Annotated in this window: 6 protein-coding genes and 1 pseudogene; 3 read left to right on the plus strand and 4 right to left on the minus strand. The window is 53.4% G+C overall.

Going from position 1 to position 5,939, the window contains the following annotated elements:
* A partial coding sequence (locus VKV18_RS00300) for an FAD-dependent oxidoreductase (protein ID WP_324199278.1) occupies window positions 1-837 on the minus strand: 837 nt, incomplete at its 3' end.
* 217 nt (window positions 838-1,054) lie between these two features.
* On the opposite strand from VKV18_RS00300, the gene VKV18_RS00305 reads away from it, so the two are divergent.
* The gene (locus VKV18_RS00305; protein WP_324202231.1) at window positions 1,055-1,801 is read left to right on the plus strand and encodes a ThuA domain-containing protein; all 747 of its coding nucleotides are present in this window, start codon (window positions 1,055-1,057) and stop codon (window positions 1,799-1,801) included.
* A 7-nt stretch (window positions 1,802-1,808) separates the two neighbouring features.
* On the opposite strand, the gene VKV18_RS00310 is transcribed toward VKV18_RS00305, so the two are convergent.
* Window positions 1,809-2,339: a hypothetical protein gene (locus VKV18_RS00310; protein WP_324202232.1), complete on the minus strand. Its 531-nt coding sequence runs from the start codon at window positions 2,337-2,339 to the stop codon at window positions 1,809-1,811.
* Between the two features lie 166 nt (window positions 2,340-2,505).
* Here VKV18_RS00310 and VKV18_RS00315 point away from each other — a divergent pair, with 166 nt between their 5' ends.
* Complete coding sequence (locus VKV18_RS00315; protein WP_324202233.1) at window positions 2,506-3,153, plus strand: RNA polymerase sigma factor; 648 nt, start codon at window positions 2,506-2,508, stop codon at window positions 3,151-3,153.
* Between the two features lie 8 nt (window positions 3,154-3,161).
* Entirely contained in the window at window positions 3,162-4,451 is a 1,290-nt protein-coding gene (locus tag VKV18_RS00320; protein ID WP_324202234.1) for a hypothetical protein, read from the plus strand.
* 3 nt (window positions 4,452-4,454) lie between these two features.
* On the opposite strand, the gene VKV18_RS00325 is transcribed toward VKV18_RS00320, so the two are convergent.
* Together VKV18_RS00325 and VKV18_RS00330 are read right to left on the minus strand one after the other, a co-directional pair.
* Window positions 4,455-5,594, minus strand: coding sequence for a DUF1343 domain-containing protein (locus VKV18_RS00325; RefSeq protein WP_324202235.1), 1,140 nt, complete (start codon window positions 5,592-5,594; stop codon window positions 4,455-4,457).
* Window positions 5,595-5,620: 26 nt separating this feature from the next.
* Window positions 5,621-5,939, minus strand: a pseudogene (locus VKV18_RS00330) (hypothetical protein); the annotation flags it as partial.

Below are 5,939 nucleotides of genomic sequence, written 5' to 3' on the forward strand. Positions count from 1 at the left end.
GTTGAACATAAAGCGTTCCCCCTTCCCGTTGCGCAGAATGCCTCCTTCCCCGCGCACTCCTTCTGTCACGAGGATGCCGCGCATACCTGGAGGCCATACCATGCCGGTTGGGTGAAACTGCACCATCTCCATATCAAGAAGTTCGGCACCGGCCTCAAAGGCCATCATCACGCCATCGCCGGTTCCTTCCCACGAATTGGAGGTATAACGGTACATGCGCCCCCAACCACCCGTTGCGAGAACGATAGCCTTCGCACGAAAAACGATAAAGTTGCCGGATTCGCGATAGTAGCCAAAGGCTCCTACCACCCTATCCCCCTCCTTGAGGAGGCGGGTAATGACTACCTCCATGAAAACATCCATGCCGAGGCTAACGGCTTTATCTTGGAGGGTACGGATGATCTCCAGTCCTGTACGGTCGCCTACATGGTTGAGTCGGCGATATTTATGACCGCCAAAGGGGCGCTCGGCTATCAGGCCATCTGGGGTTCGGTCGAACACGGCACCATACTGTTCAAGTTCCAACACACGTTCTGGCGCCTCTTTCGTGAATATCTCGACCATTCGCCAGTTGTTCAGGAAGGCACCACCCTTCATAGTATCCACGAAATGGACTTCCCAGCTATCCGGCTCTTTGGTGCCGTCGGGCTGATCCATATTCCCAAGAGCCGCAGCCACACCGCCTTCGGCCATAACGGTGTGTGCCTTGCCGAGAAGCGATTTGCAGACCACCGCAACGCGACAACCGGCTTCTCTGGCGGCGATGACGGCTCGAAGGCCTGCACCCCCAGCCCCGATAACCAACACGTCGTAGTCGTATGTCTCGTAGTTTTCCATAACTGCTACACCTGAGTTCAGCGCTCTCAGATTCTTTCTACGTCTATTTAGAGTTATGATAGCACAGATCGGAGATAAAAGGAAATGAAATGTTAAAATAGGAATTAGAAGCTAGGCTAATAGAAGGGCATGACGAAGAATTCGAAGTTTGATAGTACAATAGGATACACCAAATTCGCTTAGGTTGCCAACACACCTGTGAGGGAGGAAAAGCAGATTGGATAGGCGTGTGATTCGCGTTACGGTATGGGGTGAAAATGTACATGAAAAGCGACAACCGGAGGTGCGAGCGATCTATCCCCAAGGCATGCATACCACGATCGCTGAAGGGATTAAGAAGCATTTAGGCGATGGGGTGGAGGTTCGGACGGCAACGTTGGATCAGCCCGAGCATGGGTTGTCGGAGGAGGTGTTAAGTGCCACCGACGTTCTGACTTGGTGGGGGCATATGGCTCATCATGAAGTGGAAGATCGCATAGTTGAGCGGGTGCATGAGCGGGTCTTAGGCGGGATGGGATTGATTGTGCTGCATTCGGGCCATTGGTCGAAAATATTTGTACGACTTATGGGAACGACTTGTGCCTTGCGTTGGCGTGATGACGATAGGGAGATCGTCTACACGGTGAACCCTGGGCACCCCATAACGCGCAATGTGCCTCCGGTTTTTATCATTCCGCAGCAGGAGATGTATGGCGAGTACTTCGATATTCCGCAGCCGGATGAGCTGATTTTTATTAGCTCTTTTCGAGGCGGCGAGGTATTTCGCAGCGGCTGCTGTTTCACGCGGGGGCAGGGACGCATTTTCTATTTTAGCCCGGGGCATGAGACCTATCCGGTATATCATCAAAAAGAGGTTCAACAGGTTATCGCCAATGCTGTAGAATGGGCCTATTCCCCGCCGAAACCTCGCTATGCCACCTCAACGTGTATCCACTCTCCGCTGGGATGGTACGAGCAGCTGTAGGTAGAATTCAGAAATCTCCGAAGCTATCGGGGTTGGGGCCGGTGGTTTCAACGTGTACGATACGCCATTCGGCGGTATGGTACAGTCCAAAGAGATGGGGGATAGAGACCTGGCGGAAGTAGAGGGTGATGCGTCCGGCGTACTCATCGGAGGTATAGTCTGGGCCTTGATCGCGCAGGTTGAGATAGAAAGAGACCGAAGGCTCTTCAAGGCCGACGCCCTTCCCCTCGTTGTCATCATGAAACTGCACGTCGCTAATGGTTGGTTGAGGGTTTTGCATCACGCGGAAGGCACGAGCGATAAGCAGACGGGCCTTCTGTGCATCCATATCGCCGATGAGCCGCGTATTGGGGGCCACATAACGCATAATGCCCTCGACATCTTTTTGGCGCACCGCCTCTTGCAAGTCATGCAGAATCTGCTGGGCTTGGGTGGCGTCAAACTGCCTCGGCCTTTCTTGAGAGATGAAGTAACTCACAGCCAAAATTGCGATAAGGAGCACACTCAATCCTAAGGCGATCCAGGAACTGCGTTGCATATCTTTTCCCCTTTGTGGTACGGTGTACCATTGTATTACAGAAGTGGTGGTACGTCAAGAGGATCATGAGCGGCCGGCACAAATCTGAATGAACCCTTTGCAGCCTAAATACAACAAAAAGAGTAGAGCTGCCTCTCGTGAGGAAGAAGCAAAGAGAGCATCGTTTATGTCTGCTTATCCAGAACACGGCCCATTGCTGCCGACGCAGAGACCTTCCAAGGACAAAGCGTCACCACGTTCTTTAAAGCTGGCCGACCAGGAGCTGGTCGCCAAGATCGTTGCGGGTGATAAGCAGGCGTTTGCCCAAATTATTGACCGTTTCAGTAGTCGTATCTACCGTTTGGCTTATCGGATGTGTGGATCGGCTATGGATGCGGAAGACCTGACCCAGGAGATATTTCTGGCGATCTATCGGAGCTTACCGAGCTTTCGCGGCGATGCGGCTCTATCTACCTGGGTCTATCGGGTAGCGATGAATCACTGTGTAGACTTCCAGCGACGGCATCGGCCAGAAACCCTGTCGCTTGATGAGCAGCTTGTTGTGGTGACAAATAGGTGGTGCGATAATCCCCAAGAAGCGCTCAGTAAAGAGGAGTTAGGGAGACAAATTGAGGAGGCGCTGGCACGCCTCGCGCCTCATCATCGTGATGTGGTGATACTGCACGAGCTTCATGGGCTGACCTATGCCGAGGTGGCCAAAGTTCTGCAGATACCGGTGGGCACCGTAAAATCGCGCTTATCGAACGCTTTTCGACAGCTGAGGGAGCTGCTGCGAGATTATGTAGAGGACGATGAGAATGAGAGAGCGGAGTGAGGTGTTTTATGAAACATTATCATAATTTACAATTTAGAGTACATACTTGGTATAAAGAACAGTTAAAAGCCTGTTTGGATGGAGAAGTCTCTCCATTCGTCTACGCTCTCTTGCGCCATCATATTTCGTCTTGTGAAGAGTGTCGGGAGGAGCTTGACGCCTTGCGCCGTATCGGTTCGTTGCTTCGAGTTGGCGCTCAGGAGCCGGCACCGTGGACTGGGCTGGCCTCGCAAATTTTAAGCTTTATTCCAGAGCAACCTGTGGGCTCCTTCAATATAGCAAACAAAAATAGATTGCTGTGGCGGCGCAGGTTGTATACGGTTGTGGGGGTGGTTTCCTGTGCTGTCTGCTTATGGGCTATCGTTCAATTCAACCTGCCGCGCCTGCGCCTCGTAGCGAGTGGACGGCAGCACTTAAATTCTCGTCCGACCGGCCATCTCAATCAAACGACACCGGATCAGATGGCGGCAGCTTCGCAGACGCCTTTATCGAAGGATCCGTTTGGTGCGAATGGGGGCGATAGCGGACCGCAGGAGTCGGCTACAGGGCGCACCGGAGTTGTGACGCCTTTCACCCAATCAGAGCGGAGTCAACAGGGTGCAGGAATCTTCTCAACTTCCTCTCAGGGCCGACGCCCTTCCCCTCAAGGCCAATACTGGGGTCCCCAGAAAATCGCACGATTTTCCGGGCTAGGGCGACCTTCCCCTCAAGGCCGACGGCCTCCCACGACGCCTTTTGGCAGCGGAACGCCCGACGATCCTTTAAGGCTCTCTGTGGCGGTGAATAGCATCAGTACCTCTTGTGCTCATTTGATGGATGTGGTACAGCGCTATGGGGGGGCCCTTACAATGGCCAGCAAGCCCATAGAAAGCGCCTATCATCTTCCTGTGGATTCCGAACCAGCAGCTTGTTACCTGCTGGTTCGTGTGCCTGCTAGTCACGCCAAAGCTTTCTATATGGAGCTGCGGCGAATGGCAGTCGGCAAGCCGTCACCGAGTCAGTCTGAAGCGGCCTTAAGCGAGTATGCTGCGACCTTGAGAGAGTACCAGCCCCCGATTGTCTTCGTGAAACCGTCGCCGTTGCTGTTTGACGCACCTGCCTCTAAGCAGAAGAGCCACGGAGTGATGAAGCCGTCCGCTAAACCGTCTGTTCAGCTCCCGCCGCATAGTCGGCAACCGGTTGACATGCCGCTCACGAACCCGGTGGGGTATGGGGGGACGGTGGTCTACATTGTGCGGCTACATGCCCTAAATCCGACCTCGAATCTAACGGAAAGAGGCGCCTTCTTGAATCGTTAGGGTTTATCCGCCATCTCCATAGAGCAGGCAGGAAGCGATACGTTCGCGGAAGGCCTGCTCATCTTCTTCAAGAAGAGAGAAAATCTCCTCTTTGGGAGCGTTCTGGACAATGGCATTGAAGACTTTTTGATTGGCCAAAAGTCTAAGATAGTTCTTTGGTTCCCAATGCTCTGGAAACAGTTGGCGTAAAGCTAAAGCGATCGTTAGACCGGTTCGCACCGGGCGGAATACCTCGCGGTGGGTTACGATGATCTCCACTCCAAAACAGATTTGGCCGGCATACTGGCGCGTGGAAGGTTGGAACTGTACGGGAATGAAACAGACACCGGGTAAGGAGGCTGCGTTCAAGGTTGCCGCAAGTCTTCTGGCGTCTATCCAGGGGGCGCCGATCCATTCGAATGGGGTATCTGTACCCCGTCCCACAGAGAGGTTGGTAAACTCCAACAGGCCGATGCCGGGATAGAGGAGTGCCTGTCGAAGCGAACGCATATTCGGCGAGGGGTTAATCCAGATCAAATTGGTGGCATCCCAATAGTCTTTGCGTTCCCAGCCGTCCAGGCGCACGATGTCGAGCTGAAGAGGTAGCTCTAGCTCTCGTACATAGAGAGTAGCAAGTTCACCTAAAGTAAGCCCGTGTCGGATTGGAATAGGGTGACAGGCTGTGAAGTCGAGTCGGTCTATCTCGGCCAAAGGTCCTTCGATCAGCTGACCGTTGAGAGGATTCGGACGGTCAAGAACGACAAAAGCGATTTGAGCCTCAGCAGCTGCTTCTAGCGCGTATTTCAGCGTGCTGATATAGGTATAGAAGCGCACGCCGATGTCTTGGATGTCGTAGACCAGAACGTCCACATCGCGAAGTTGTTCGGGTTGAGGGCGCGTTCGTGCTCCATACAAGCTGTAGATTGGGAGCCCGGTGATGGAATCGTACGAATCGGACACCGGCTCGTCTACGACACCTCGAATGCCATGTTCTGGACTGAAAAGAGCGGTCAGCGTGAGGCCGCCGGCGTTGTAGAGAAGGTCGAGGGTAGATCGCCCTTCACTATCTCGTCCAGAGTGGTTGGTGATAAGCCCGATGCGTTTGCCCTTGAGTAGGGAGAAGTTGTCCTGAACGCAGCGATCGATTCCAAGAAGCACCGGCATTTATTTTATGTTTCCTTGATAGGGCATTAGGCGATAGCCTGACCGGATAGGGTAGCGAGGGGAATAAAATCGGCATCTGCTGGAGGTTCTGACATTGGTTCTAACATATCATCGCCGATCTCCGCTATGGCTCCATCGAGGGTCGTCTCGAGTAGGCGTACGTGTACCAATTTTCCAACGAGATGGGAACCACCGGCAAACTGCACCCGGATATAGTTGCCGGTATAGCCTCCAAGTAGACCTGCAGATTCCTCTTTTGTGGGAGGAAGCGTTTCGTTCTCCGAAGAGGGTTCTACTGGAGCTCCTCTTCCTTCCACAAGAACCTCCATGGTGCGGCCGAGGTAG

The sequence above is a fragment of the Chthonomonas sp. genome (assembly GCF_035294505.1).
Lineage (GTDB): Bacteria > Armatimonadota > Chthonomonadetes > Chthonomonadales > Chthonomonadaceae > Chthonomonas.